Origin of the sequence: Streptococcus sp. S1, assembly GCF_034137685.1 — a bacterium.
Classification (GTDB): Bacteria; Bacillota; Bacilli; order Lactobacillales; family Streptococcaceae; genus Streptococcus; species Streptococcus dentalis.
This window is the reverse complement of record NZ_CP139418.1, coordinates 275001-296259: the sequence shown is the minus strand read 5'-3', so window position 1 is coordinate 296259 and position 21259 is coordinate 275001. Positions and strand designations below refer to the sequence as shown.

Annotated in this window: 33 protein-coding genes, 1 tRNA gene and 2 rRNA genes (1 of these 36 running past the window's edge); 35 read left to right on the top strand and 1 reads right to left on the bottom strand. The window is 41.9% G+C overall.

The window, feature by feature from the left end:
* Positions 1–85: 85 nt before the first annotated feature.
* On the top strand, positions 86–538 hold the full coding sequence (locus SM121_RS01515) for a CoA-binding protein (protein WP_320911005.1): 453 nt from the start codon (positions 86–88) through the stop codon (positions 536–538).
* Between the two features lie 51 nt (positions 539–589).
* Here the strand turns inward: SM121_RS01515 and SM121_RS01510 are convergent, their stop codons facing one another.
* Complete coding sequence (locus SM121_RS01510; protein ID WP_320911004.1) at positions 590–1465, bottom strand: DUF975 family protein; 876 nt, start codon at positions 1463–1465, stop codon at positions 590–592.
* Between the two features lie 150 nt (positions 1466–1615).
* On the opposite strand from SM121_RS01510, the gene tgt reads away from it, so the two are divergent.
* From tgt to SM121_RS01340, 34 genes are all read left to right on the top strand, one after another.
* Positions 1616–2758 carry a tRNA guanosine(34) transglycosylase Tgt gene (gene tgt, locus SM121_RS01505; protein ID WP_320911003.1) on the top strand — a complete coding sequence of 381 codons (1143 nt, stop codon included), beginning with the start codon at positions 1616–1618 and terminating at the stop codon, positions 2756–2758.
* 431 nt (positions 2759–3189) lie between these two features.
* Positions 3190–3498 carry a 30S ribosomal protein S10 gene (gene rpsJ, locus SM121_RS01500; RefSeq protein ID WP_003009585.1) on the top strand — a complete coding sequence of 103 codons (309 nt, stop codon included), beginning with the start codon at positions 3190–3192 and terminating at the stop codon, positions 3496–3498.
* A gap of 81 nt (positions 3499–3579) precedes the next feature.
* The gene (gene rplC / locus SM121_RS01495) at positions 3580–4206 is read left to right on the top strand and encodes a 50S ribosomal protein L3 (protein ID WP_003010846.1); all 627 of its coding nucleotides are present in this window, start codon (positions 3580–3582) and stop codon (positions 4204–4206) included.
* Positions 4207–4230: 24 nt separating this feature from the next.
* The gene (gene rplD, locus SM121_RS01490) at positions 4231–4854 is read left to right on the top strand and encodes a 50S ribosomal protein L4 (RefSeq protein ID WP_003010827.1); all 624 of its coding nucleotides are present in this window, start codon (positions 4231–4233) and stop codon (positions 4852–4854) included.
* Positions 4854–5150: a 50S ribosomal protein L23 gene (locus SM121_RS01485; protein ID WP_003009593.1), complete on the top strand. Its 297-nt coding sequence runs from the start codon at positions 4854–4856 to the stop codon at positions 5148–5150. The genes rplD and SM121_RS01485 overlap by 1 nt, the downstream gene beginning before the upstream one ends.
* 17 nt (positions 5151–5167) lie before the next feature.
* Positions 5168–6001: a 50S ribosomal protein L2 gene (rplB, locus tag SM121_RS01480; protein ID WP_000512900.1), complete on the top strand. Its 834-nt coding sequence runs from the start codon at positions 5168–5170 to the stop codon at positions 5999–6001.
* Positions 6002–6097: 96 nt separating this feature from the next.
* Positions 6098–6379: a 30S ribosomal protein S19 gene (gene rpsS, locus SM121_RS01475; protein ID WP_000533766.1), complete on the top strand. Its 282-nt coding sequence runs from the start codon at positions 6098–6100 to the stop codon at positions 6377–6379.
* Between the two features lie 11 nt (positions 6380–6390).
* A complete protein-coding gene (gene rplV / locus SM121_RS01470) occupies positions 6391–6735 on the top strand; it encodes a 50S ribosomal protein L22 (RefSeq protein WP_000818139.1) in 345 nt (114 codons plus the stop codon).
* A 12-nt stretch (positions 6736–6747) separates the two neighbouring features.
* Positions 6748–7401: a 30S ribosomal protein S3 gene (rpsC, locus tag SM121_RS01465; protein ID WP_003002336.1), complete on the top strand. Its 654-nt coding sequence runs from the start codon at positions 6748–6750 to the stop codon at positions 7399–7401.
* Between the two features lie 3 nt (positions 7402–7404).
* On the top strand, positions 7405–7818 hold the full coding sequence (gene rplP, locus SM121_RS01460; protein WP_000960947.1) for a 50S ribosomal protein L16: 414 nt from the start codon (positions 7405–7407) through the stop codon (positions 7816–7818).
* A gap of 9 nt (positions 7819–7827) precedes the next feature.
* Positions 7828–8034 carry a 50S ribosomal protein L29 gene (rpmC, locus tag SM121_RS01455; protein ID WP_003002350.1) on the top strand — a complete coding sequence of 69 codons (207 nt, stop codon included), beginning with the start codon at positions 7828–7830 and terminating at the stop codon, positions 8032–8034.
* Positions 8035–8057: 23 nt separating this feature from the next.
* Positions 8058–8318, top strand: a complete 261-nt coding sequence (gene rpsQ / locus SM121_RS01450) for a 30S ribosomal protein S17 (protein WP_000440801.1) — start codon at positions 8058–8060, stop codon at positions 8316–8318.
* Positions 8319–8343: 25 nt separating this feature from the next.
* Positions 8344–8712: a 50S ribosomal protein L14 gene (rplN, locus tag SM121_RS01445; protein ID WP_003002384.1), complete on the top strand. Its 369-nt coding sequence runs from the start codon at positions 8344–8346 to the stop codon at positions 8710–8712.
* 73 nt (positions 8713–8785) lie between these two features.
* Entirely contained in the window at positions 8786–9091 is a 306-nt protein-coding gene (gene rplX / locus SM121_RS01440) for a 50S ribosomal protein L24 (RefSeq protein WP_003002315.1), read from the top strand.
* A 23-nt stretch (positions 9092–9114) separates the two neighbouring features.
* Positions 9115–9657 carry a 50S ribosomal protein L5 gene (gene rplE / locus SM121_RS01435; RefSeq protein ID WP_003009606.1) on the top strand — a complete coding sequence of 181 codons (543 nt, stop codon included), beginning with the start codon at positions 9115–9117 and terminating at the stop codon, positions 9655–9657.
* A gap of 17 nt (positions 9658–9674) precedes the next feature.
* Positions 9675–9860 carry a type Z 30S ribosomal protein S14 gene (locus SM121_RS01430; protein WP_001085699.1) on the top strand — a complete coding sequence of 62 codons (186 nt, stop codon included), beginning with the start codon at positions 9675–9677 and terminating at the stop codon, positions 9858–9860.
* A gap of 211 nt (positions 9861–10071) precedes the next feature.
* Positions 10072–10470, top strand: a complete 399-nt coding sequence (rpsH, locus tag SM121_RS01425) for a 30S ribosomal protein S8 (RefSeq protein WP_003010897.1) — start codon at positions 10072–10074, stop codon at positions 10468–10470.
* A gap of 189 nt (positions 10471–10659) precedes the next feature.
* Positions 10660–11196, top strand: coding sequence for a 50S ribosomal protein L6 (gene rplF / locus SM121_RS01420; RefSeq protein ID WP_003009612.1), 537 nt, complete (start codon positions 10660–10662; stop codon positions 11194–11196).
* Between the two features lie 83 nt (positions 11197–11279).
* Positions 11280–11636 (top strand): 50S ribosomal protein L18, encoded by a 357-nt coding sequence (gene rplR / locus SM121_RS01415; protein WP_003010871.1) that lies wholly within the window; start codon positions 11280–11282, stop codon positions 11634–11636.
* A gap of 17 nt (positions 11637–11653) precedes the next feature.
* A complete protein-coding gene (gene rpsE / locus SM121_RS01410; protein WP_003009617.1) occupies positions 11654–12148 on the top strand; it encodes a 30S ribosomal protein S5 in 495 nt (164 codons plus the stop codon).
* A gap of 14 nt (positions 12149–12162) precedes the next feature.
* Positions 12163–12345: a 50S ribosomal protein L30 gene (gene rpmD / locus SM121_RS01405; RefSeq protein WP_002894509.1), complete on the top strand. Its 183-nt coding sequence runs from the start codon at positions 12163–12165 to the stop codon at positions 12343–12345.
* Between the two features lie 153 nt (positions 12346–12498).
* Positions 12499–12939, top strand: a complete 441-nt coding sequence (gene rplO / locus SM121_RS01400; protein WP_003002405.1) for a 50S ribosomal protein L15 — start codon at positions 12499–12501, stop codon at positions 12937–12939.
* Positions 12940–12951: 12 nt separating this feature from the next.
* A complete protein-coding gene (secY, locus tag SM121_RS01395; protein ID WP_003010849.1) occupies positions 12952–14262 on the top strand; it encodes a preprotein translocase subunit SecY in 1311 nt (436 codons plus the stop codon).
* Positions 14263–14358: 96 nt separating this feature from the next.
* Positions 14359–15015, top strand: coding sequence for an adenylate kinase (locus tag SM121_RS01390; protein ID WP_003010875.1), 657 nt, complete (start codon positions 14359–14361; stop codon positions 15013–15015).
* A 116-nt stretch (positions 15016–15131) separates the two neighbouring features.
* Entirely contained in the window at positions 15132–15350 is a 219-nt protein-coding gene (gene infA, locus SM121_RS01385; protein WP_001029883.1) for a translation initiation factor IF-1, read from the top strand.
* Between the two features lie 23 nt (positions 15351–15373).
* Complete coding sequence (gene rpmJ, locus SM121_RS01380; protein ID WP_001808836.1) at positions 15374–15490, top strand: 50S ribosomal protein L36; 117 nt, start codon at positions 15374–15376, stop codon at positions 15488–15490.
* A 17-nt stretch (positions 15491–15507) separates the two neighbouring features.
* Positions 15508–15873 carry a 30S ribosomal protein S13 gene (gene rpsM / locus SM121_RS01375; protein WP_003009631.1) on the top strand — a complete coding sequence of 122 codons (366 nt, stop codon included), beginning with the start codon at positions 15508–15510 and terminating at the stop codon, positions 15871–15873.
* Positions 15874–15896: 23 nt separating this feature from the next.
* A complete protein-coding gene (rpsK, locus tag SM121_RS01370) occupies positions 15897–16280 on the top strand; it encodes a 30S ribosomal protein S11 (protein ID WP_003010879.1) in 384 nt (127 codons plus the stop codon).
* A 45-nt stretch (positions 16281–16325) separates the two neighbouring features.
* Complete coding sequence (locus SM121_RS01365) at positions 16326–17264, top strand: DNA-directed RNA polymerase subunit alpha (protein WP_320911002.1); 939 nt, start codon at positions 16326–16328, stop codon at positions 17262–17264.
* A gap of 11 nt (positions 17265–17275) precedes the next feature.
* Positions 17276–17662, top strand: a complete 387-nt coding sequence (gene rplQ / locus SM121_RS01360; protein WP_320911001.1) for a 50S ribosomal protein L17 — start codon at positions 17276–17278, stop codon at positions 17660–17662.
* 254 nt (positions 17663–17916) lie between these two features.
* Entirely contained in the window at positions 17917–19188 is a 1272-nt protein-coding gene (locus tag SM121_RS01355; RefSeq protein ID WP_320911000.1) for a gamma-glutamylcysteine synthetase, read from the top strand.
* A 260-nt stretch (positions 19189–19448) separates the two neighbouring features.
* Positions 19449–20994: ribosomal RNA gene (locus tag SM121_RS01350) — 16S ribosomal RNA — on the top strand.
* A gap of 53 nt (positions 20995–21047) precedes the next feature.
* Positions 21048–21120, top strand: a tRNA-Ala gene (locus SM121_RS01345).
* 123 nt (positions 21121–21243) lie between these two features.
* Positions 21244–21259, top strand: a 23S ribosomal RNA gene (locus SM121_RS01340); it runs 2884 nt beyond the window's last position.
* The 16S and 23S rRNA genes sit together here with 1 tRNA gene alongside, the layout of an rRNA operon.

Sequence of the window (21259 nt, the reverse complement as noted above, 5' to 3'; positions counted from 1 at the left end):
ACCGCTTTTAACGACAAACACTTGCAATGCCTTCCGTATTGTTATACTATTTAAAGAAAGGAAACGCATACAAAAGGAGATTCTTATGGCTTATTCATTTCGCAATCCTAGTGATGGCATTATCAAACATTACCTAGAAACCAGCAAGATCATCGCTGTGGTTGGATTATCTGACCGTGAAGAGACGACCAGTCATCGTGTCAGTAAAGAGATGCAAGAGCGGGGCTATCGGATTATTCCTGTCAACCCCCGTGCAGCTGGTGGCCAGATCCTTGGGGAGACGGTGTACGCTAGCTTGCAGGAGATCCCTTTCCCAGTAGATATCGTCGATGTATATCGTCGCAGTGAGTTTTTACCAGATGTGGCACGTGATTTTATTGAGACGGATGCGAAAATTTTCTGGGCACAATTGGAGTTGGAAAATCAAGAAGCAGAAGAAATTCTTCGTGGAGCTGGACGAGAAGATATCGTCATGAACCGCTGTATCAAACGGGAACACACCCGACTGATCTTAGGTGATTCCCTATGCGGATTATAAATGATAAACAATTGACATAGAAGAAAACCCCAGCTTGCTGGGGTTTTCTTCTTACTCTTGTTCAGTTTCATGGTTTGGATGGCCTGTAAAATGGCGCGGCCCTTGTTTAATCTGCTTGATTTGATCATAAAAGGCAATTTGGCAGTTGATAAAGTAAGGCATGGTATAAAAGCCGATGACATCGCGCGTGAAGTAATTCAAGAAGTACCAACCAATCAAGGTTAGATCGAGCACCAAGCGATTGCTGCGGAACCCTTTCATGGTTCCACGACTTTGGCGAAGGACTCCAAAGGCTCCTTTGTAGTCGCCGTCTCGTAATTGCTCATAGAGGATCAATTCGACCAAGCTGAGACTGTAGTATTGTGGCAGATAAAAGAGGAGGCCAATCAGGCCAAGTACAACACCAGCAGTCATCAGGGGCATTTGTTGCATGAGAGATTGGAATTCAGGACTGGAAGCACTCAAAGTGCTAGGGTTACTCACCTTATCGTAGATCGCCAAAAATCGAATGCTAGCGTAGGTGCTGATGAGACTCCCCACATAGAGGATGAGTCCCCATAAAAAGAGGACGACTTGCTTTAAGATCAAGGTGGCAAATACAGAGGTAAAGCGATCTTGTTTAAAGATATCTAAGACGCGTGTTCGGTGTTCGATCTTGGGATTAATCGTATCTAAATAGCTAAAAGTCGCACCAACCACTAAAATGGAGATGACAAAGGAGACGACAGAAGGAAAGAGCTGCCGCTGGATCATGTAGATACTTGCTTGCAGCAAGGTCATATCCGGTAGTAGATCGATCAGATCTTGCCCACTTAAGAGAAAGTTAGTAAGAATGGTCAATAGGACCGGCAAGGCAAAAAGGATAGCTAAGCCCGGTTGCTGGACTTGCATGGTACGTGCCCGGAGGCGAATCAGTTTAAGGTTCATAGATGACACTCTCTTCATAGTAGTACTTTTTATTATAACATAAGTCCGTGACAGAGCCGGTAAAATTTGGTACAATCGTACAGGTGCTCACAGGAAAACTGTGACAGGAATAAGAAGGCTGGGACTGTTTTTCCCAGTACGGAGGTAACCATGACAGATTCACCGATTCAATATCGATTAATCAAAAAAGAAAAGCATACAGGTGCTCGTCTGGGAGAAATTATCACCCCTCACGGGACCTTCCCGACCCCAATGTTTATGCCTGTAGGGACTCAGGCAACCGTTAAGACTCAATCGCCAGAAGAACTCAAGGAAATGGGCTCCGGAATTATCTTGGCCAACACCTACCATCTCTGGCTTCGTCCCGGGGATGATCTAGTTGCAAAAGCAGGTGGACTGCACCAGTTCATGAACTGGGACCAGCCCATTTTGACAGATAGTGGAGGTTTCCAGGTCTATTCATTGGCGGATACCCGCAATATCACTGAAGAAGGGGTAACCTTTAAAAACCACCTCAACGGCTCGAAGATGTTCCTCTCTCCAGAAAAGGCCATCTCCATCCAAAACAATCTAGGAAGTGACATCATGATGTCCTTTGATGAATGTCCTCAGTTCTATCAGCCCTATGATTATGTGAAGAAATCAATCGAACGGACCAGTCGTTGGGCAGAACGTGGCCTGAAGGCTCACCATCGCCCTCATGATCAAGGTCTTTTCGGGATTGTCCAAGGGGCTGGATTTGAAGATTTGCGCCGTCAGTCCGCCCAAGATCTGGTCAGTATGGACTTCCCAGGCTATTCTATCGGTGGCTTAGCTGTTGGAGAAAGCCATGAAGAGATGAATGCGGTTCTGGATTTCACAACTCCGCTATTACCAGAGAACAAGCCACGCTATCTCATGGGAGTAGGAGCTCCAGACAGTCTGATCGATGGCGTTATTCGTGGAGTGGACATGTTTGACTGTGTCTTGCCGACGCGGATTGCGCGAAATGGTACCTGTATGACTAGTCAAGGACGCCTGGTAGTGAAAAATGCGCAATTTGCAGAAGACTTTACACCGCTGGATCCCGAATGTGATTGCTACACTTGTAAGAATTACACCCGGGCTTATCTTCGCCACCTCCTCAAGGCAGATGAGACCTTCGGCATTCGCTTGACCAGCTACCACAACCTATACTTCTTGATCAACCTCATGAAACAGGTCCGTCAAGCCATCATGGATGACAATCTCTTAGAATTCCGTGAGCATTTCGTCGAAAAATATGGCTATAACAAATCAGGACGGAATTTCTAGAAATAGATAATAGGAAGAAAAAAGACTACAGCCATCTGAGAATAATAGGAATAACTGCTAGACGCAGTGGTTGATTGGTATCTTTGTTCGCTTGTTAAGCTCTAAAGATAACCTAATCAACTGTGCGGGGGCGAGACGACGAACAAATTGGATATAAATTTGTTCTGTCTCGCTCCCTTTTTCCTATATAATAGCAACTTTTTTAGTACTCAATTTCTTTCGAAAACACTTTCATCAAAAAAACGAAAAAAATCTTCTCAAATCCCTTGCATTGGGCCTCTGTTTGTGTTAAACTACTATGGTGCTGTGAAAAACAGCTATTAGCTTTGATGCAAGAGGTTGCGACACGCTCGGTTGCATTGCCACGCAACGCGCGTCGGTTTTCTTGTGGAGCTAGCCTATTATCTTAAATAGACGAAAAGGAGAAAAAGATGGCAAACAAAAAAATCCGCATCCGTTTGAAAGCGTACGAACACCGTACACTCGACACAGCGGCTGCAAAAATCGTAGAATCAGCTACTCGTACAGGTGCACAAGTTGCGGGTCCAATCCCACTTCCAACTGAGCGTAGCCTCTACACAATCATTCGTGCGACTCACAAATACAAAGATTCTCGCGAACAATTCGAAATGCGTACACACAAACGTTTGATCGACATCATCAACCCAACTCAAAAAACAGTTGACGCTTTGATGAAATTGGATCTTCCAAGTGGTGTAAACGTAGAAATCAAACTTTAATCTAAAGCTTGATCCAGAGCATAAAAAACGCTCGTTAAAAACTTTTTGAATAAAAAACTATAGAAAAGGAACTATTTTCTCATGACAAAAGGAATCTTAGGGAAAAAAGTGGGAATGACTCAAATCTTCACTGAAGCTGGCGAATTGATCCCTGTAACAGTTATCGAAGCAACTCCAAACGTTGTTCTTCAAGTTAAAACTGTTGAAACAGATGGTTACAACGCTATCCAAGTTGGTTTCGATGACAAACGCGAAGTATTGAGCAACAAACCTGCTAAAGGACATGTAGCAAAAGCTAACACGGCTCCTAAGCGCTTCATTCGTGAATTCAAAAACGTTGAAGGCTTGGAAGTTGGTGCTGAAATCACAGTTGACACTTTCGAAGCTGGAGACATTGTTGATGTAACTGGTACTTCTAAAGGTAAAGGTTTCCAAGGTGTTATCAAACGCCACGGACAATCACGTGGACCAATGGCTCACGGTTCTCGTTACCACCGTCGTCCAGGTTCTATGGGACCTGTTGCACCTAACCGCGTATTCAAAGGTAAAAACCTTGCAGGACGCATGGGTGGCGATCGTGTAACAATTCAAAACCTTGAAGTTGTACAAGTTGTTCCAGAAAAGAACGTTATCCTTATCAAAGGTAACGTACCAGGTGCTAAGAAATCTCTTATCACTATCAAGTCAGCAGTTAAGGCTGGTAAATAATAAGGAAAGGGGAATACAGTCAAAATGGCAAATGTAACATTATTCGACCAAACTGGTAAACAAGCGGGCGAAGTTGTTCTTAACGATGCGATCTTTGGTATCGAACCAAACCAAGCAGTTGTATTTGATGTGATCATCAGCCAACGTGCTAGCCTTCGTCAAGGAACTCACGCAGTTAAAAACCGTTCAGCCGTTTCAGGTGGCGGACGCAAACCATGGCGTCAAAAAGGAACTGGACGTGCGCGTCAAGGTTCTATCCGCTCTCCACAATGGCGTGGTGGTGGAATCGTCTTCGGACCAACTCCACGTAACTATGCGTACAAACTTCCTCAAAAAGTTCGTCGCCTTGCACTTAAATCTGTTTACTCAGAAAAAGTTGCTGAAAACAAATTTGTAGCCGTTGATTCTCTTGAATTTACAGCTCCAAAAACTGCTGAATTTGCAAAAGTTCTTGCAGCTTTGAGCATCGATTCTAAAGTCCTTGTTATTCTTGAAGAAGGAAATGAATTCGCAGCTCTTTCAGCTCGTAACCTTCCAAACGTGAAAGTTGCGACTGCTACAACTGCAAGTGTTCTTGACATCGCAAATAGTGACAAACTTCTTGTTACTCAAGCAGCTATCTCTAAAATCGAGGAGGTTCTTGCATAATGAATTTGTATGATGTTATCAAAAAACCTGTTATCACTGAAAAGTCAATGGCTCAACTTGAAGCAGGCAAATATGTATTCGAAGTTGACACTCGCGCTCACAAACTTTTGATCAAACAAGCTGTTGAAGCTGCGTTTGAAGGTGTAAAAGTTGCGAATGTGAACACTGTAAATGTAAAACCTAAAGCAAAACGCGTTGGACGTTACACTGGTTTTACTTCAAAAACTAAAAAAGCTATCATCACGCTTGCAGCTGATTCTAAAGCAATCGAGTTGTTTGCTACTGAAGCTGAATAATCTAAGGAGGAAATATCGTGGGAATTCGTGTTTATAAACCAACAACAAACGGTCGCCGTAATATGACTTCTTTGGATTTCGCTGAAATCACAACAAACACACCTGAGAAAACTTTGCTTGTTTCTCTTAAAAACAAAGCAGGTCGTAACAACAACGGTCGTATCACTGTTCGTCACCAAGGTGGTGGACACAAACGTCATTACCGTTTGATCGATTTCAAACGTAATAAAGATGGAGTTGAAGCAGTCGTTAAAACGATCGAATACGATCCAAACCGCTCAGCTAACATCGCGCTTGTACACTACACTGACGGTGTGAAAGCTTACATCATCGCCCCTAAAGGTCTTGAAGTAGGTCAACGCATCGTATCAGGACCAGAAGCAGATATCAAAGTCGGAAATGCTCTTCCACTTGCTAACATCCCAGTTGGTACTTTGATCCACAACATCGAATTGAAACCTGGTAAAGGTGGAGAATTGGTACGTGCTGCTGGAGCTTCTGCTCAAGTATTGGGTTCTGAAGGTAAATATGTACTTGTTCGTCTTCAATCAGGCGAAGTTCGTATGATTCTTGGAACTTGCCGTGCTACAGTTGGTGTTGTCGGAAACGAACAACATGGACTTGTAAACCTTGGTAAAGCGGGACGTAACCGCTGGAAAGGTGTTCGCCCTACAGTTCGTGGTTCTGTAATGAACCCGAATGATCACCCACACGGTGGTGGTGAAGGTAAAGCACCAGTTGGACGTAAAGCGCCATCTACTCCTTGGGGTAAACCTGCGCTTGGTCTTAAAACTCGTAACAAGAAAGCGAAATCAGACAAACTTATCGTTCGTCGTCGCAACCAAAAATAATCATAAGCAACTAGCTTACACTTTCCGCCAGCTCGGTAGCGCTGCCTAGCAGCGCAAGCCGCTGTGGTACTAAATTTTAAAGGAGAAAATTACAAAATGGGACGTAGTCTTAAAAAAGGACCTTTCGTCGATGAGCATTTGATGAAAAAAGTTGAAGCTCAAGCAAACGACGAAAAGAAAAAAGTAATTAAAACTTGGTCACGTCGTTCAACGATCTTCCCAAGTTTCATCGGATACACTATCGCAGTTTATGATGGACGTAAACATGTACCTGTTTACATCCAAGAAGACATGGTAGGTCACAAGCTTGGTGAATTTGCACCAACTCGTACTTACAAAGGTCACGCGGCAGACGACAAGAAGACACGTAGAAAATAAGGAGAACATAAATGGCAGAAATTACTTCAGCTAAAGCAATGGCTCGTACAGTGCGTGTTTCACCTCGTAAATCACGTCTTGTTCTTGACAACATCCGTGGTAAAAGCGTAGCCGATGCCATCGCTATTTTGACATTCACACCAAACAAAGCTGCAGGGATCATCCTTAAAGTGTTGAACTCAGCAGTAGCAAACGCTGAAAACAACTTTGGTTTGGAAAAAGCTAACTTGGTAGTATCTGAAGCATTCGCAAACGAAGGACCAACAATGAAACGTTTCCGTCCACGTGCGAAAGGTTCAGCTTCACCAATCAACAAACGTACAGCTCACATCACAGTAGCTGTTGCAGAAAAATAAGGAGGTAAACTCGTGGGTCAAAAAGTACATCCAATTGGTATGCGTGTTGGTATCATCCGTGATTGGGATGCCAAATGGTATGCTGAAAAAGAATACGCGGATTACCTTCATGAAGATCTTGCAATCCGTAAATTCATTCAAAAAGAATTGGCTGACGCAGCCGTTTCAACTATTGAAATCGAACGCGCAGTAAACAAAGTTAACGTTTCTCTTCACACTGCTAAACCAGGTATGGTTATCGGTAAAGGTGGAGCAAACGTTGATGCACTTCGTGCAGCTCTTAACAAATTGACTGGTAAACAAGTACACATCAACATCATTGAGATCAAACGTCCTGACTTGGATGCTCACCTTGTTGGTGAAGGAATCGCTCGTCAATTGGAACAACGTGTTGCTTTCCGTCGTGCACAAAAACAAGCGATCCAACGTGCTATGCGTGCTGGAGCTAAAGGAATCAAAACTCAAGTATCAGGTCGTTTGAACGGTGCAGATATTGCCCGTGCAGAAGGATACTCTGAAGGAACTGTTCCACTTCACACACTTCGCGCTGATATCGATTACGCTTGGGAAGAAGCAGACACTACTTACGGTAAACTTGGTGTTAAAGTATGGATCTACCGTGGTGAAGTTCTTCCAGCTCGTAAAGACGCTAAAGGAGGTAAATAACCAATGTTAGTACCTAAACGTGTAAAACACCGTCGCGAATTCCGTGGTAAAATGCGCGGTGAAGCAAAAGGTGGAAAAGAAGTAGCATTCGGTGAATACGGTCTTCAAGCTACAACTAGCCACTGGATCACAAACCGTCAAATCGAAGCTGCTCGTATCGCCATGACTCGTTACATGAAACGTGGTGGTAAAGTTTGGATTAAGATTTTCCCACACAAATCATACACCGCTAAAGCTATCGGGGTACGTATGGGATCTGGTAAAGGGGCTCCTGAAGGTTGGGTAGCACCAGTTAAACGTGGTAAAGTAATGTTCGAAATCGCTGGTGTATCTGAAGAGATCGCACGCGAAGCACTTCGTCTTGCTAGCCACAAATTGCCAGTTAAAACTAAATTTGTGAAACGTGAAGCAGAATAAGGAGAGGTCATGAAACTTACAGAAGTAAAAGAATTTGTTAAAGAACTTCGTGGTCTTTCTCAAGAAGAACTCGCGAAGCGTGAAAATGAATTGAAAAAAGAATTGTTTGAACTTCGTTTCCAAGCAGCTGCTGGTCAGTTGGAACAAACTGGACGTTTGAAAGAAGTGAAAAAACAAATCGCTCGTATCAAAACTGTTCAATCAGAAGCTAAATAATAGACTAGGGAAGGAGAATTTCAATGGAACGCAATAATCGTAAAGTTCTTGTTGGACGCGTTGTGTCTGACAAAATGGACAAAACAATCACAGTTGTAGTTGAAACTAAACGTAACCACCCAGTCTATGGTAAACGTATCAACTATTCTAAAAAATACAAAGCTCATGATGAAAACAATGTTGCTAAAGAAGGCGATATCGTTCGTATCATGGAAACTCGTCCGCTTTCAGCTACAAAACGCTTCCGTCTGGTAGAAGTCGTTGAAGAAGCGGTCATCATCTAATCATACCTGAAAGGAGAAAACGTAAATGATTCAAACAGAAACTCGTTTGAAAGTCGCTGACAACAGTGGCGCACGCGAAATCTTGACAATCAAAGTTCTTGGTGGTTCAAAACGTAAATTCGCGAGCATCGGTGATGTAATCGTTGCATCTGTAAAACAAGCTACTCCTGGTGGTGCGGTTAAGAAAGGTGACGTTGTAAAAGCTGTTATCGTTCGTACTAAATCAGGTGCTCGTCGTAAAGATGGTTCATACATCAAGTTCGACGAAAATGCAGCAGTGATCATCCGTGACGACAAAACTCCTCGCGGTACTCGTATCTTTGGCCCAGTTGCACGTGAATTGCGTGACGGTGGTTTCATGAAGATCGTATCACTTGCTCCAGAAGTACTTTAATCAATCGAAAACAAACACAGTCCCCTGGCTCAGCCAGGGTGCCCATCGGGCGTAAGAATAAAAGGAGAATAAAATGTTTGTAAAAAAAGGCGACAAAGTTCGCGTTATCGCTGGTAAAGACAAAGGCGTAGAAGCTGTTGTTCTTACTGCTCTTCCAAAAGTAAATAAAGTTGTTGTAGAAGGTGTAAACATCATCAAGAAACACCAACGTCCAAATAACGAAAACCCTCAAGGTGCAATCGTTGAAAAAGAAGCTCCAATCCATGCTTCTAACGTTCAAGTTTTGGACAAAAACGGTGTTGCTGGACGTGTTGGCTACAAATTTGTAGACGGCAAAAAAGTTCGCTACAACAAAAAATCAGGCGAAGTGCTTGACTAATCACGAAGGAAAGGAGAAGTATAATGGCTAATCGTTTAAAAGAAAAATACCTTAATGAAGTAGTACCATCATTGACTGAACAGTTCAACTATTCATCAGTTATGGCTGTGCCAAAAGTTGATAAAATCGTTTTGAACATGGGTGTTGGTGATGCAGTATCAAATGCTAAAAACCTTGAAAAAGCTGCTGAAGAGCTTGCTTTGATCTCAGGTCAAAAACCATTGATCACTAAGGCTAAAAAATCAATCGCCGGCTTCCGTCTTCGTGAAGGTGTTGCGATCGGTGCAAAAGTTACCCTTCGTGGTGAACGTATGTACGAATTCTTGGATAAATTGGTAACAGTTTCACTTCCACGTGTACGTGACTTCCATGGTGTTCCAACAAAATCATTTGATGGACGCGGAAACTACACACTTGGTGTGAAAGAACAATTGATCTTCCCAGAAATCAACTTTGATGATGTTGATAAAACTCGTGGTTTGGATATCGTAATCGTAACTACAGCGAACACAGACGAAGAATCACGTGCATTGCTTACTGGCCTCGGTATGCCGTTTGCAAAATAATATAGGAGGTAAAACTAATGGCTAAAAAATCTATGATTGCTAAGAACAAACGCCCAGCGAAGTTCTCTACTCAAGCATACACTCGCTGTGAACGTTGTGGACGTCCACACTCAGTTTACCGCAAGTTTAAACTTTGCCGTGTTTGCTTCCGTGAATTGGCATACAAAGGTCAAATCCCAGGTGTCACAAAAGCATCTTGGTAATAGCATGATACAAAGAGCGTAACAACCCCAGCAAAAATAGGAGATTTGGTGCAGGAGCTCTGCTCCAAGACAAATCTATCTTTTTTGCCCAGGTTGTAGCTCGTGTTCAAATGAGAAATGCTCATTTGTATGTATCAAAACTTTCTGAGCCTAGCTCAATCATTAACTAGCAAGTGCGACTTGCAAACTACTAGTAAGAGGAGAAATTATAATGGTTATGACTGACCCAATCGCAGACTTCCTTACACGTATTCGTAACGCTAACCAAGCAAAACACGAAGTACTTGAAGTACCTGCATCAAACATCAAAAAAGGGATTGCTGAAATCCTTAAACGCGAAGGTTTTGTAAAAAACGTTGAATTCATCGAAGATGACAAACAAGGCATCATCCGTGTATTCTTGAAATACGGACAAAACGGTGAAAAAGTTATCACAAACTTGAAACGTGTATCAAAACCAGGTTTGCGTGTTTACAAAAAACGTGAAGATCTTCCAAAAGTTCTTAACGGACTTGGAATTGCTATCCTTTCAACTTCTGAAGGTTTGCTTACTGATAAAGAAGCTCGCCAAAAGAACGTTGGTGGAGAAGTTATCGCTTACGTTTGGTAATATTTAGCTCCCAATTTCGTTGTGACTCTTCGTTATTGTCTCTTGCCTAACCCAAAGTTATGTCTGCGAGACAATGCCTCGATTCACTTAGAAATTGAGACCTAAACATTAACTTTTAAATCAAAAAGATTTAAACCCCGTGAAAACTGGCCTGCAAAGGTCTGACAATTTAACAGGAGAATAAAAAACATGTCACGTATTGGTAATAAAGTTATCGTGTTGCCTGCTGGTGTTGAAATCACTAACAATGACAACGTTGTAACTGTAAAAGGACCTAAAGGAGAACTTACTCGTGAGTTCTCAAAAGATATTGAAATCCGTGTGGAAGGTACTGAAGTAACACTTCACCGTCCAAACGACTCAAAAGAAATGAAAACAATCCACGGAACAACTCGTGCCCTTTTGAACAACATGGTTACTGGTGTATCAGAAGGATTCAAGAAAGAACTTGAAATGCGCGGGGTTGGATACCGTGCACAACTTCAAGGATCAAAACTTGTTTTGGCTGTTGGTAAATCACACCCAGACGAAGTTGAAGCTCCAGAAGGAATTACTTTTGAACTTCCAAACCCAACAACAATCGTTGTTAGCGGAATTTCAAAAGAAGTAGTTGGTCAAACAGCTGCTTATGTACGTAGCCTTCGTTCACCTGAACCATACAAAGGTAAAGGGATCCGTTATGTTGGTGAATACGTTCGCCGCAAAGAAGGTAAAACAGGTAAATAATGTAGTTTGGTTGTTTTTCAACCAACCTTCATCTTACCAACTCAGTGCTTAGCACATGATTTTAAAATTAAGAGGTGAAAATTGTGATTTCGAAACCAGATAAAAACAAAATCCGTCAAAAACGCCACCGTCGCGTTCGCGGAAAACTCTCTGGAACTGCTGATCGCCCACGTTTGAACGTATTCCGTTCTAATACAGGCATCTACGCTCAAGTAATTGATGACGTAGCGGGTGTAACGCTCGCAAGCGCTTCAACTCTTGACAAAGAAGTTTCAAAAGGAACTAAAACTGAACAAGCCGTTGTTGTCGGCAAACTCGTTGCTGAACGTGCAGTTGCTAAAGGTATTTCTGAAGTGGTGTTCGACCGCGGTGGATATCTATATCACGGACGTGTTAAAGCTTTGGCTGATGCAGCTCGTGAAAACGGATTGAAATTCTAATAGGAGGACACTAGAAAATGGCATTTAAAGATAATGCAGTTGAACTTGAAGAACGCGTAGTTGCCATCAACCGTGTAACAAAAGTTGTTAAAGGTGGACGTCGTCTTCGTTTTGCAGCTCTTGTAGTTGTTGGTGACCGTAATGGCCGTGTTGGATTTGGTACTGGTAAAGCTCAAGAAGTTCCAGAAGCAATCCGTAAGGCTGTTGAAGATGCTAAGAAAAACTTGATCGAAGTTCCTATGGTTGGAACAACAATTCCACATGAAGTAACATCAGTATTTGGTGGAGCTCGTGTATTGTTGAAACCAGCTATCGAAGGGGCTGGGGTTGCTGCAGGTGGAGCAGTTCGTGCCGTTGTCGAATTGGCAGGTATTGCAGATGTTACATCTAAATCACTTGGATCAAACACTCCAATCAACATCGTTCGTGCAACTGTTAACGGTTTGGCACAATTGAAACGCGCTGATGAAGTTGCTGCCCTTCGTGGTATTTCAGTTTCTGACTTGGCTTAAGAAAGGAGATTCAAATGGCTCAAATTAAAATTACTTTGACTAAGTCTCCAATCGGACGCATCCCGTCACAACGTAAAACTGTTGTAGCACTTGGACTTGGCAAATTGAACAGCTCTGTTATTAAAGAAGATAACCCAGCGGTACGTGGTATGATCACTGCTGTATCTCACTTGGTAACAGTTGAAGAAGTAAAATAATCTATTTAAATATTTAAAATAGAAACAAAGTTTTCAGGGGTATGAGAGGTTCTCATCCCCTAAAACTAAATATAAGTATAGGCGAGTTTGTAGTTAGGACACCTTTTCCTGATTACATGCGTTAGCAATTTACAAAAGAGGAGAAAATAAATAATGAAACTTCATGAATTACAACCTGCTACAGGTTCACGTAAAGTCCGCAACCGTGTTGGTCGTGGTACTTCATCTGGTAATGGTAAAACTTCTGGCCGTGGTCAAAAAGGTCAAAAAGCTCGTAGCGGTGGCGGTGTACGTCTTGGTTTTGAAGGTGGACAAACTCCATTGTTCCGTCGTCTTCCAAAACGTGGATTTACAAACATCAACGCTAAAGAATATGCTATTGTGAACCTTGATCAATTGAACGCCTTTGAAGATGGTGCTGAAGTAACTCCAGTAGTACTTGTTGAATCAGGAATTGTAAAAGCTGAAAAATCAGGTATCAAAATTCTTGGTAACGGAGAATTGACTAAGAAGTTGACTGTTAAAGCAGCTAAATTCTCTAAATCAGCTGAAGAAGCTATCACTGCTAAGGGTGGTTCAGTTGAAGTCATCTAAGTGAGGTGACCTATGTTTTTTAAATTATTAAAAGATGCTTTTAAGGTAAAACAGGTACGATCAAAGATTTTGTTTACAATCTTTATCATTCTTGTTTTCCGCATTGGAACTACGATTACAGTGCCTGGCGTAAATGCGAAAATTCTGAACAACCTTCAAGATGTGTCCTTCTTGAACATGCTCAGTTTGGTTTCTGGGAATGCCATGAGGAACTTCTCAGTTTTCGCATTAGGAGTTAGCCCATACATCACAGCTTCGATCGTCGTGCAACTTTTGCAAATGGATCTGTTACCTAAGTTTGTTGAATGGGGCAAACAAGGGGAAGTTGGTCGAAGAAAGCTCAACCAAGCAACACGCTATATTTCTTTGGTTCTAGCCTTTGTTCAATCCATCGGGATTACAGCCACCTTCCACACCTTGTCTCAGGCGAAATTAGTCGCAACTCCAAATACTAAGACTTATCTATTAATCGGTGCGATTCTGACGACCGGTTCCATGATTGTGACTTGGCTTGGAGAACAAATCACAGATAAAGGATACGGAAATGGTGTTTCAATGATTATCTTTGCGGGGATTGTGTCATCAATTCCTGAGATGATTAAAGAAATCTATGAAAATGCATTTGTGAACGTTCGTTCTGGTCAAATGACCAATTCCCTCATTTTTGTCGGGGTATTAATCCTTGCGGTCTTGGTTATTGTTTACTTTACAACCTTTGTAGAGCAAGCACAATACAAGATTCCAATCCAATATACAAAGATTGCACAAGGAGCTCCATCAAGTTCTTACCTTCCTTTGAAAGTAAACCCAGCAGGAGTTATTCCTGTCATCTTCGCTAGTTCGATTACAGCAGCGCCTGCTGCAATTTTCCAAGTGATTAGCGCTATGGGTTACAATGCAGGATGGGTGAGAACAGCTCAAGCCATGTTGGCTACAAACACACCAACTGGTGTTGCAATGTATGCCTTATTGATCATTCTCTTCACCTTCTTCTACACGTTTGTTCAGATCAATCCTGAAAAAACGGCAGAAAACCTTCAAAAGAGTGGTGCCTATATCCCAGGCGTTCGTCCTGGTAAGGGGACAGAAGAGTTTATGTCTCGTTTGCTACGTCGTTTAGCAAGTGTCGGATCAGTATTCCTTGGCTTTATTACCATCATTCCAATACTAGCTCGAGATTTATTTGGTTTGACAGATGCAGTTGCTCTTGGAGGAACTAGTTTGTTAATCATTATTTCAACAGGTATTGAGGGAATGAAACAATTAGAAGGCTACTTATTAAAACGTAAGTATGTCGGATTTATGGACACAACAACAGAATAGAATAAGGTTGACTTTGTCAGCCTTCTATTTTGTTTTCAAATGGAAATAGGAATTCGCTCCTGCTTCCATTTAAAAACAAAATAAGGAGTATTCATCATGAATCTTTTAATTATGGGGTTGCCTGGAGCAGGTAAAGGAACTCAAGCAGCTAAAATCGTTGAAGAGTTTCACGTAGCGCACATCTCAACTGGAGATATGTTCCGCGCAGCGATGGCTAACCAAACTGAAATGGGTGTGCTTGCAAAATCATACATTGACAAGGGTGAATTGGTCCCAGATGAGGTAACCAATGGAATCGTAAAAGAACGCCTTGCTCAAGATGATATTAAAGAAACAGGTTTCCTTTTGGATGGTTATCCACGGACAATTGAACAAGCTCATGCCTTGGATCAAACTTTGTCAGATCTTGGTATCACGTTAGAAGGTGTCATCAACATTGAAGTGAACCCAGAAAGCTTATTAGAACGTTTGAGTGGTCGATTCATCTGCCGTACTTGTGGTGCAACTTACCACAAAGTATTTAATCCTACAAAAGTTGAAGGAACTTGTGATAACTGTCAAGGTCATGATTTCTACCAACGTGAAGATGACAAACCAGAAACGGTTAAACGTCGTTTGGACGTCAATATTGCACAAGGAGAACCAATCATTGCATTTTATCGTTCAAAAGGACTCGTACATGACATCCAAGGGAACCAAGATATCAATGATGTATTTTCAGACATTGAAAAAGTCTTGTCAAATTTGAAATAAAAGCGTTTTTCATGCTTGCAATATTGGACAACTAGTGTTACAATTAGTTAGTCTGACTTATAATTGTTACCTCTGTGCTCAGAGGAATGAATCGAAATTTATGGAGGTACTTTTGCGTGGCAAAAGACGATGTGATTGAAGTAGAAGGCAAAGTAGTCGATACGATGCCGAATGCTATGTTTACGGTTGAACTTGAAAATGGACATCAGATTTTAGCAACAGTTTCTGGTAAAATTCGTAAAAACTATATTCGTATTTTAGCGGGAGATCGTGTTACAGTGGAGATGAGTCCGTATGATTTGACACGTGGACGTATCACATACCGCTTTAAATAGTCGAAAAACTTGGAGGGATAAAAATGAAAGTAAGACCATCGGTCAAACCAATTTGCGAATACTGTAAAGTAATTCGTCGTAATGGTCGTGTTATGGTAATTTGCCCAGCAAATCCAAAACACAAACAACGTCAAGGATAAAATAGAAAGGAGAAAACATGGCTCGTATTGCTGGAGTTGACATTCCAAATGACAAACGTGTAGTAATTTCATTGACTTATGTGTACGGTATCGGACTTCCAACATCTAAGAAAATCCTTGCTGCTGCAGGCGTTTCTGAAGACATTCGTGTTCGTGATCTTACACCAGATCAAGAAGATGCTATCCGTCGTGAAGTTGACGCAATCAAAGTTGAAGGCGACCTTCGTCGTGAAGTAAACTTGAACATTAAACGCTTGATGGAAATCGGTTCATACCGTGGTATCCGTCACCGTCGTGGACTTCCAGTTCGTGGACAAAACACTAAAAATAATGCTCGCACTCGTAAAGGTAAAGCTGTTGCGATTGCAGGTAAGAAAAAATAAAATAAAATAAGGAGGTAAAAATCTTGGCTAAACCAACACGTAAACGTCGTGTGAAAAAGAATATCGAATCTGGTATTGCCCATATTCACGCTACATTTAACAACACAATTGTTATGATTACTGATGTGCATGGTAACGCAATCGCTTGGTCATCTGCAGGTGCACTTGGATTTAAAGGTTCTCGTAAATCTACACCATTTGCTGCTCAAATGGCATCAGAAGCTGCTGCAAAGGCTGCTCAAGAACATGGACTTAAATCTGTTGAAGTATCTGTTAAAGGTCCTGGTTCAGGTCGTGAGTCTGCTATTCGTGCACTTGCTGCTGCTGGTCTTGAAGTAACTGCAATCCGCGATGTAACTCCTGTACCACACAATGGTGCTCGTCCTCCAAAACGTCGCCGTGTATAATCATCAACAATTACACAGCTTTTCGTTTAAGAGGGAGTATAGCAAATGATTGAGTTTGAAAAACCAAATATAACAAAAATTGATGAAAACAAAGATTATGGCGTGTTTGTCGTAGAACCACTTGAACGTGGCTATGGTACAACACTTGGAAACTCACTTCGTCGTGTACTTCTGGCTTCACTTCCAGGTGCAGCTGTCACTTCAATTAACATTGAAGGGGTACTCCACGAATTTGATACCGTTCCAGGAGTCCGTGAAGACGTTATGCAAATTATTCTTAACGTTAAAGGAATCGCCGTTAAATCTTACGTCCAAGACGAAAAGATTATTGAACTTGATGTAGAAGGACCTGCAGAAGTAACTGCTGGAGACATTCTTACGGATAGTGACATCGAAATTGTAAACCCTGATCATTATCTATTTACAATCGGAGAAGGAGCGTCTTTGAAAGCAACGCTTACTGTAAACAGTGGACGTGGCTATGTTCCAGCTGATCAAAACAAAAAAGATGATGCACCAGTGGGAACACTTGCTGTAGATTCAATCTATACGCCAGTGACAAAAGTCAATTATCAAGTTGAACCAGCACGCGTTGGTAGCAACGATGGCTTTGACAAGCTAACCCTTGAAATTTTGACAAATGGGACAATTATTCCAGAAGATGCCTTAGGTTTGTCTGCCCGTATTTTGACAGAACACCTAAATCTATTCACAAACTTAACTGAAATTGCTATTGCAACAGATGTTATGAAGGAAGTAGATACAACTTCTGATGATCGCATTTTAGAACGTACGATCGAAGAATTAGATCTTTCAGTTCGTTCATATAACTGTTTGAAACGCGCTGGCATTAATACTGTTTACGATTTGACTGAAAAATCAGAAGCAGAAATGATGAAAGTTCGTAACTTGGGACGTAATAGTCTTGAAGAAGTTAAAATCAAACTTGCCGACTTAGGCCTTGGGTTAAAAAACGATAAATAGAGGAGGAATACATGGCTTACCGTAAACTAGGACGCACTAGCTCACAACGTAAAGCGATGCTTCGCGATTTGACTACAGATCTTATCATCAATGAAGCAATTGTAACAACTGAAGCACGTGCGAAAGAAATCCGTAAATCAGTTGAAAAAATGATTACTTTGGGTAAACGTGGTGATTTGCATGCACGTCGTCGAGCTGCTGCATTCGTACGTAACGAAGTTGCATCACAAAACTTTGATGAAGAAACAGGTAAATACTCAGAAACAACTGCACTTCAAAAATTGTTCTCTGAATTAGCACCTCGTTATGCTGAGCGCAATGGTGGATATACTCGTATCCTTAAAACTGAACCACGTCGTGGTGATGCTGCGCCAATGGCTATCATCGAATTGGTATAATATCATCATTTTTGTTGAGTGTTATGATGATGGAATACACTGTTATTCTTAGTCTAGCTCTGGTCTACCGCTGGGGATTTTCCCCAGCGGGAACACTCATCATATTGAATGAATGGTAGACGCTTGTTTACGAAATTGCTTTAATTTAAAACAATTTCGTAAGCAGGCGTTTTGTCTTGCTTTTCATGAGTAGTCGAGAATAGCAAAAAATGATATAATGGAACCCATATCTCCAATAGAAGAAAAAGGGTTCAATGACAAAACAACAAGCAATTAAATTACTAAAAGAGAAGTACCTTAGTAATATGAAAGAGGATTCGAAACTCTTTGTCGGAGTTGAATTAGAGTTTCCGATTGTAGAAACAAATGGAAACAAAACAAATATAGAGGTGACGAAAAATCTTTTTCGAACCTTAGCAAACTTATCAGATTTTGAAGTTGAAAAAATAGATGACAATCAAAATCCCATTCAATTGATTCACTGCTCTTCTAAAGATCGTATTCTATTCGAGTTGAGTTACAATACAATTGAATTTGCATTTGAGAGAGCTTGTTCTATAAATGAGGTGGCCAAACGTTTTGAGGACTATTTGAAGATCATTCAACCGATTTTACAAGAAAATAATCACGAAATTCAAGGGCACGGAATCCATCCTTTGTGGAAAGAAAATGATAATAGCCCAGTGAAAATCGAACGATACAAGATGTTAATGGCTTTCCTTGCAATGAATGGTACAGGGATGAAGACACACTCCTATCCTTCGTACGGAGCATTTATATGCGGAAACCAGGTTCAATTGGATGTGAGGCGCAATAACTATATTCGCATCATTAATGCATTTAATAAAATTGAAACAGCAAAAGCATATTTGTTTTCTAACTCAGAATTTTCAGCAGAGTCTTGGGATACAAAAATTGCCAGAGATATTTTCTGGGAAGAATCCTTACATGGTTATTATAAGGAGAATGTAGGGATTTATCCAAAGGACTACCAAAGTGAAGAAGAGTATTTTAATAATCTTGCTTGCACAGCTATTTTTACTGCAACTAGAGAAGATAAATCCTATTATTTTAAACCTATTCGTGTAAAAGACTATCTAGATCAAAAAGAAATCACAGCTTATACAGCTGATGGGAATGAAAAAAACATCATACCTGTAAAAGAAGACCTAAAACAGCATCGAAGTTACCAATTTCAGGATCTAACTGCCCGTGGGACAGTAGAATTTAGAAGTGTTTGTACACAACCATTAGAAACCACTTTTTCCCCGATAGCTTTTGAACTAGGCTTATTTGTACAATTAGAAAAAATGGAAAACTATTTAGAACATTGCCCATTTTTTAAAAATGAAGAACTGGACTATAGAAAACTTAGAAAGAAATATTCAAAGAAAATTCTAAGTGATAAGGAAAAAGAAGCCATTCAATCCTTTTCAAAAGATCTTATAGACATAGCTAAATCAGGTTTAATAAAAAGAGGCTTCGGAGAAGAAAAATTTCTAATCATCAACAAAGAACTAGACTAATCGAAAAGCCCATATTACAGGCTTTTTTTTATACCTTCAAAAAACTTTCAAGAAAGTAAAAAAAAAAATTAAAAAAAGTGTTGACAGTAGGGGAAGGTCATGATATACTAATATAGTTGTCGCGCGAGAGCGACAAAGACCTTTGAAAACTGAACAAGACGAACCAATGTGCAGGGCACTATAACGGAGGTTATAGTAACTGAACAATAAAAAAACAATAAATCTGTCAGTGACAGAATGAGTTTAAGACAAACAATTATTTTAATGAGAGTTTGATCCTGGCTCAGGATGAACGCTGGCGGCGTGCCTAATACATGCAAGTAGAACGCTGAAGGAGGAGCTTGCTCTTCTGGAAGAGTTGCGAACGGGTGAGTAACGCGTAGGTAACCTGCCTCTTAGCGGGGGATAACTATTGGAAACGATAGCTAATACCGCATAAAAGTCGACATTGCATGATGTTGACTTGAAAGGTGCAATTGCATCACTAAGAGATGGACCTGCGTTGTATTAGCTAGTTGGTGAGGTAACGGCTCACCAAGGCGACGATACATAGCCGACCTGAGAGGGTGATCGGCCACACTGGGACTGAGACACGGCCCAGACTCCTACGGGAGGCAGCAGTAGGGAATCTTCGGCAATGGGGGCAACCCTGACCGAGCAACGCCGCGTGAGTGAAGAAGGTTTTCGGATCGTAAAGCTCTGTTGTAAGAGAAGAACGAGTGTGAGAGTGGAAAGTTCACGCTGTGACGGTATCTTACCAGAAAGGGACGGCTAACTACGTGCCAGCAGCCGCGGTAATACGTAGGTCCCGAGCGTTATCCGGATTTATTGGGCGTAAAGCGAGCGCAGGCGGTTAGATAAGTCTGAAGTTAAAGGCTGTGGCTTAACCATAGTACGCTTTGGAAACTGTTTAACTTGAGTGCAGAAGGGGAGAGTGGAATTCCATGTGTAGCGGTGAAATGCGTAGATATATGGAGGAACACCGGTGGCGAAAGCGGCTCTCTGGTCTGTAACTGACGCTGAGGCTCGAAAGCGTGGGGAGCAAACAGGATTAGATACCCTGGTAGTCCACGCCGTAAACGATGAGTGCTAGGTGTTGGGTCCTTTCCGGGACTCAGTGCCGCAGCTAACGCATTAAGCACTCCGCCTGGGGAGTACGACCGCAAGGTTGAAACTCAAAGGAATTGACGGGGGCCCGCACAAGCGGTGGAGCATGTGGTTTAATTCGAAGCAACGCGAAGAACCTTACCAGGTCTTGACATCCCTCTGACCGCTCTAGAGATAGAGTTTTCCCTCGGGACAGAGGTGACAGGTGGTGCATGGTTGTCGTCAGCTCGTGTCGTGAGATGTTGGGTTAAGTCCCGCAACGAGCGCAACCCCTATTGTTAGTTGCCATCATTGAGTTGGGCACTCTAGCGAGACTGCCGGTAATAAACCGGAGGAAGGTGGGGATGACGTCAAATCATCATGCCCCTTATGACCTGGGCTACACACGTGCTACAATGGCTGGTACAACGAGTCGCGAGTCGGTGACGGCAAGCTAATCTCTTAAAGCCAGTCTCAGTTCGGATTGTAGGCTGCAACTCGCCTACATGAAGTCGGAATCGCTAGTAATCGCGGATCAGCACGCCGCGGTGAATACGTTCCCGGGCCTTGTACACACCGCCCGTCACACCACGAGAGTTTGTAACACCCGAAGTCGGTGAGGTAACCATTTGGAGCCAGCCGCCTAAGGTGGGATAGATGATTGGGGTGAAGTCGTAACAAGGTAGCCGTATCGGAAGGTGCGGCTGGATCACCTCCTTTCTAAGGAAAAGGAAACCTGTACGTTGGTCTTGTTTAGTTTTGAGAGGTCTTGTGGGGCCTTAGCTCAGCTGGGAGAGCGCCTGCTTTGCACGCAGGAGGTCAGCGGTTCGATCCCGCTAGGCTCCATTAACACTATAAGGGTGTTAAGATTGAACATTGAAAATTGAATATCTATATCAAATAGTAACAAGAAAATAAACCGAAACGCTGTAAATATTTAAAGAGTTTAGGTCGCAAGACCAAAAATAAGGTTAAGTTAATAAGG

What these genes read in the sequence shown, in the direction of transcription:
- SM121_RS01515 (WP_320911005.1), top strand. Translation starts at nt 86, where the DNA reads ATGGCTTATTCATTTCGCAATCCTAGTGATGGCATTATCAAACATTAC.
- SM121_RS01510 (WP_320911004.1), bottom strand. Translation starts at nt 1,465, where the DNA reads ATGAACCTTAAACTGATTCGCCTCCGGGCACGTACCATGCAAGTCCAG.
- tgt (WP_320911003.1), top strand. Translation starts at nt 1,616, where the DNA reads ATGACAGATTCACCGATTCAATATCGATTAATCAAAAAAGAAAAGCAT.
- rpsJ (WP_003009585.1), top strand. Translation starts at nt 3,190, where the DNA reads ATGGCAAACAAAAAAATCCGCATCCGTTTGAAAGCGTACGAACACCGT.
- rplC (WP_003010846.1), top strand. Translation starts at nt 3,580, where the DNA reads ATGACAAAAGGAATCTTAGGGAAAAAAGTGGGAATGACTCAAATCTTC.
- rplD (WP_003010827.1), top strand. Translation starts at nt 4,231, where the DNA reads ATGGCAAATGTAACATTATTCGACCAAACTGGTAAACAAGCGGGCGAA.
- SM121_RS01485 (WP_003009593.1), top strand. Translation starts at nt 4,854, where the DNA reads ATGAATTTGTATGATGTTATCAAAAAACCTGTTATCACTGAAAAGTCA.
- rpsS (WP_000533766.1), top strand. Translation starts at nt 6,098, where the DNA reads ATGGGACGTAGTCTTAAAAAAGGACCTTTCGTCGATGAGCATTTGATG.
- rplV (WP_000818139.1), top strand. Translation starts at nt 6,391, where the DNA reads ATGGCAGAAATTACTTCAGCTAAAGCAATGGCTCGTACAGTGCGTGTT.
- rplP (WP_000960947.1), top strand. Translation starts at nt 7,405, where the DNA reads ATGTTAGTACCTAAACGTGTAAAACACCGTCGCGAATTCCGTGGTAAA.
- rpmC (WP_003002350.1), top strand. Translation starts at nt 7,828, where the DNA reads ATGAAACTTACAGAAGTAAAAGAATTTGTTAAAGAACTTCGTGGTCTT.
- rpsQ (WP_000440801.1), top strand. Translation starts at nt 8,058, where the DNA reads ATGGAACGCAATAATCGTAAAGTTCTTGTTGGACGCGTTGTGTCTGAC.
- rplN (WP_003002384.1), top strand. Translation starts at nt 8,344, where the DNA reads ATGATTCAAACAGAAACTCGTTTGAAAGTCGCTGACAACAGTGGCGCA.
- rplX (WP_003002315.1), top strand. Translation starts at nt 8,786, where the DNA reads ATGTTTGTAAAAAAAGGCGACAAAGTTCGCGTTATCGCTGGTAAAGAC.
- rplE (WP_003009606.1), top strand. Translation starts at nt 9,115, where the DNA reads ATGGCTAATCGTTTAAAAGAAAAATACCTTAATGAAGTAGTACCATCA.
- SM121_RS01430 (WP_001085699.1), top strand. Translation starts at nt 9,675, where the DNA reads ATGGCTAAAAAATCTATGATTGCTAAGAACAAACGCCCAGCGAAGTTC.
- rpsH (WP_003010897.1), top strand. Translation starts at nt 10,072, where the DNA reads ATGGTTATGACTGACCCAATCGCAGACTTCCTTACACGTATTCGTAAC.
- rplF (WP_003009612.1), top strand. Translation starts at nt 10,660, where the DNA reads ATGTCACGTATTGGTAATAAAGTTATCGTGTTGCCTGCTGGTGTTGAA.
- rpsE (WP_003009617.1), top strand. Translation starts at nt 11,654, where the DNA reads ATGGCATTTAAAGATAATGCAGTTGAACTTGAAGAACGCGTAGTTGCC.
- rpmD (WP_002894509.1), top strand. Translation starts at nt 12,163, where the DNA reads ATGGCTCAAATTAAAATTACTTTGACTAAGTCTCCAATCGGACGCATC.
- rplO (WP_003002405.1), top strand. Translation starts at nt 12,499, where the DNA reads ATGAAACTTCATGAATTACAACCTGCTACAGGTTCACGTAAAGTCCGC.
- secY (WP_003010849.1), top strand. Translation starts at nt 12,952, where the DNA reads ATGTTTTTTAAATTATTAAAAGATGCTTTTAAGGTAAAACAGGTACGA.
- SM121_RS01390 (WP_003010875.1), top strand. Translation starts at nt 14,359, where the DNA reads ATGAATCTTTTAATTATGGGGTTGCCTGGAGCAGGTAAAGGAACTCAA.
- rpmJ (WP_001808836.1), top strand. Translation starts at nt 15,374, where the DNA reads ATGAAAGTAAGACCATCGGTCAAACCAATTTGCGAATACTGTAAAGTA.
- rpsM (WP_003009631.1), top strand. Translation starts at nt 15,508, where the DNA reads ATGGCTCGTATTGCTGGAGTTGACATTCCAAATGACAAACGTGTAGTA.
- SM121_RS01365 (WP_320911002.1), top strand. Translation starts at nt 16,326, where the DNA reads ATGATTGAGTTTGAAAAACCAAATATAACAAAAATTGATGAAAACAAA.
- rplQ (WP_320911001.1), top strand. Translation starts at nt 17,276, where the DNA reads ATGGCTTACCGTAAACTAGGACGCACTAGCTCACAACGTAAAGCGATG.
- SM121_RS01355 (WP_320911000.1), top strand. Translation starts at nt 17,917, where the DNA reads ATGACAAAACAACAAGCAATTAAATTACTAAAAGAGAAGTACCTTAGT.